Source organism: Microcoleus sp. Z1_B2 (genome assembly GCF_036700325.1).
Classification (GTDB): Bacteria; Cyanobacteriota; Cyanobacteriia; order Cyanobacteriales; family Microcoleaceae; genus Microcoleus.
In genome coordinates this window covers 1-2406 of the sequence record NZ_JAUBOQ010000107.1, presented here as the reverse complement: position 1 = coordinate 2406, position 2406 = coordinate 1, and the positions used below count along the sequence as shown (strand labels likewise).

At 42.6% G+C, this 2406-nt stretch carries 3 protein-coding genes and 1 pseudogene; 3 read left to right on the top strand and 1 reads right to left on the bottom strand.

The genetic code is table 11. The features are described from left to right. The 3 genes and pseudogenes from QT984_RS29605 to QT984_RS29595 form a co-directional block, all read left to right on the top strand. Window positions 1-620: pseudogene (locus QT984_RS29605) on the top strand (transposase); the annotation flags it as partial. Continuing rightward, complete coding sequence (locus QT984_RS29600; protein ID WP_333058659.1) at window positions 617-823, top strand: hypothetical protein; 207 nt, start codon at window positions 617-619, stop codon at window positions 821-823. The pseudogene QT984_RS29605 and the gene QT984_RS29600, both read left to right, overlap by 4 nt. A 62-nt stretch (window positions 824-885) precedes the next feature. Then, window positions 886-1440, top strand: coding sequence for a transposase (locus QT984_RS29595; protein WP_333058660.1), 555 nt, complete (start codon window positions 886-888; stop codon window positions 1438-1440). On the opposite strand, the gene QT984_RS29590 is transcribed toward QT984_RS29595, so the two are convergent. Then, window positions 1399-2004, bottom strand: a complete 606-nt coding sequence (locus QT984_RS29590; RefSeq protein WP_333058661.1) for a hypothetical protein — start codon at window positions 2002-2004, stop codon at window positions 1399-1401. The two genes, QT984_RS29595 and QT984_RS29590, sit on opposite strands and share 42 nt — an antisense overlap. Between the last annotated feature and the right edge of the window lie 402 nt (window positions 2005-2406).

Below are 2406 nucleotides of genomic sequence, written 5' to 3'. Positions count from 1 at the left end.
AAAGAGCAAAAACTTTCTCCGTCAGACCGAGTGCCATCTGCTATGCCTTAAAAAAATTGAAAATTACAAAAAAAAAAGAACTTCGCTATAAAGAAAGAAATCGAGAAGAAAGAATGAAATATTAGAGAAATCTGAGACAATTAATTAAAATTTATGGCAGCAAAAGTCTTGTATTCATTGATGAGTCAGGATTTGAGGAATTTGAAGGTTCTGTCTAGGCCTGGGCAAAAAGAGGAAAGAAAGTCTATGGCGCTCATACCAGGAAAACGGGGAAAAGAGAAAATTTAGTAGCAGGAAGAAGAAAAGGAAAGAAGGACTTAATTGCACCAATGCTCTTTATGGGTAGTTTGAATGCAGAAGGATTTGAAGGATGGTTATCTTTATATCTGTTACCAGATTTAACCAGTCCATCTATATTGATTATGGATCATGCACCCATTCATCGTAAGACGGTCATTAGACTATTGGTTGAGGAGGCAGGTCATCAGATAATATTTTTACCAAAATACTCTCCTGACTTAAATGATATTGAGCATGATTTTAGTGCATTAAAGAGAGCTAAAATGTATGCGTCTCCTAACACATCTCTTGATGAAGTTATTCGTGCTTATTGTGCATGAAGAGTGTCTCATACTTATTTGAAATAACTATAGTTCCCGACGATGTGATATTAGCTGATCGAGCTTACGGCAATTATGTCGATTTAGTTTTGGTAAAACAGCAGGGAGCCGACGCTGTTTTTCGGAAAAATCATCTCCGTAAAACTGACTTAAGGGCGGGGCAAGAAGTTGGGAATTGGCGACCATCAAGTAGTCTGGAATAAGCCTCAACAGTGTCCCAAACACATGAGTAATGAGGAATTCGAGGAATTACCATCTAATTTCATTGTTCGGGAAGTCTGAAGAGCGAATTCAACACCGTGGCTTCCGAGACGAGCGTATTATTGTAGTCACAACGTTACTGGACGCCAAACGCTACACTGTTCACAAATTAACTCAGTTATACGGGCTGCGGTGGTCTGCTGCTGAAGTCAGTCTCCGTCATCTTAAAACAACTTTGAAAATGGAGATGTTAACAGCTAAAACTCCGGCAATGGTCAGAAAGGAAATCTGGATACACTTATTGGCTTACACTTTATTACGTACCATTATGTGGCAGTCAGTATCTTCATCAGAACATACAGCTTTTCAAATCTCCTTCCAATCAACAAGGCAGCAGTTTAATCAGTTATTGACGCTGTTGGCAACTACAGGAAAGCGCCAACAGCGACAATGGCATCAATTTCTGTTGTCGCAGGTGGCAACTAATTTACTCACGATACGACCTGAGCGTTCCGAACCTCGGGTGTTGAAACACAGGCCAAAGCCGTATCCTCGAATGCAGGAACCTCGCTCTATCTTAAAAGGTAAACAGGCCTTGCGATCGAGACTTTTTCAGTGACATTGAACTAAAATCTACAACATTGATTGGGCAACACGTCCAGGGGTTAAATTGGTTGTAGCAGATTGCCTGCAGTAATACATTCTCAACCACTAAATCCCTAGCTAGCCAGAGTTGCCAACTCCGGGGCGGCATTAAATCACTCCAACGCTCGGATTGTTCGGGAGTTCTTAGGTTAGGCAATGTCCAGTGTAATCGTTGCTTGACAAATCTATACCAATGATCCACTCCAAAGCGTCGTAAATACTTAAACCAGACTGTTTCTAAGGGTAGAGTTCGTTCTCCCACCCAGGCCAACCATAAGGGTGGAAACGGCTGACCGTTTGACATGGGCTTCATTCTTTCGACGAGGATTAAATTGACTCTGTGTTCAGCGGCACGATAAAAATGCAAGTCAAGCCATTGACTGACTCGGACTTGTCCCAACTGTGGATGTTCGTCAATTTCAATCACAGCATCCGCTTCGAGCCATGTGGTTGGGTCATTCAGCCTCATTTTTTGCCCGTGTTTTCGTGGTCTGCCGCGGCCACTATATGCTGGTGGTGCTGACCACTTTCCAGGCATTCTTTCGGAGTCTCATTAAGCAATCAGCTTGAATGTCTGCTTGCGCCAGTACCCAATTTGCATTGCCATATTCGGGCGTCTAAGACTGCTAAGACTGGATTAACGCTTTGTTCACAGACAAGTTTGAGTTGGGAAGCTGCTTGAAGTATGGGTGAAGATCCACTACTATAGCAATCCGATCTGAGTCTCACAACACAACGCCCTCTTGTCTGCCTAGACTTGTTGTATAGCAAGACTTTCAGATGTTACGGTTCTAGAAAATCACTTAGGATTGCTATAATTCGTTCATGAAGTAGGGGTAAGGCCCAACTTCAAGAGTGCTTCTGGTAGTTAGAGTCGATAGGGGCATTTCTACCCCTACCTCTCCTTCAGAACGGAACGTGAAACTTTCGCTTCATTCCG

What these genes read in the sequence shown, in the direction of transcription:
- QT984_RS29600 (WP_333058659.1), top strand. Translation starts at nt 617, where the DNA reads ATGAAGAGTGTCTCATACTTATTTGAAATAACTATAGTTCCCGACGAT.
- QT984_RS29590 (WP_333058661.1), bottom strand. Translation starts at nt 2,004, where the DNA reads ATGCCTGGAAAGTGGTCAGCACCACCAGCATATAGTGGCCGCGGCAGA.